Annotated in this window: 1 protein-coding gene; it reads left to right on the plus strand. The window is 61.0% G+C overall.

The window, feature by feature from the left end:
* Positions 1–64: 64 nt before the first annotated feature.
* The coding region (locus AC1DZC_RS20270) for a Glu/Leu/Phe/Val dehydrogenase dimerization domain-containing protein (RefSeq protein WP_477044539.1) at positions 65–556 on the plus strand (492 nt) is incomplete at its 3' end.

The following is a 556-nucleotide window of genomic DNA, read 5'->3' on the forward strand; positions in this document are numbered from 1 at the left end:
CTTTTCCTGTGAGAAAAAACGTGCTTGGTGAGGAGGCGCACCGAAACAAGCGAAGGACAATTGAATGAGCATCTGGGAATCGCCCGAGTTTGACGCCCACGAACAGGTCTGCTTCTTCTCCGATGAAGAAACCGGGCTACGCGCGATCGTCGCGATCCATTCCACAAAGCTTGGCCCGGCGGCGGGGGGAACCCGATTCAAGGCCTATGCCCATGACGCCCTTGCCGGCGATGATGCGCTGCGTCTCTCTCGCGCAATGTCCTACAAATCCGCACTGGCCGGTCTCCCAGTCGGTGGCGGGAAAGCCGTCATCATCGGCGATCCCGCGCGGATCAAGAGTCGCGAACTCCTCCACGCCTATGGACGGTTCATCAACCGCATTGGCTCTCACTTCGCGACCGGCGAGGATGTCGGCATGTCGGGTGCCGATATGGACATTGTCAGTGAAGTCTCGCCATTTGTCGGGGGTACCACCGCGGGCAACAGCGATCTCGCCGCGCACACGGCGACCGGTGTAATGCACGGATTGCGCGCGGTGCTCGAGCCGCGCTTCGAG

It is taken from the genome of Cellulomonas sp. P2_B4 (genome assembly GCF_056404795.1).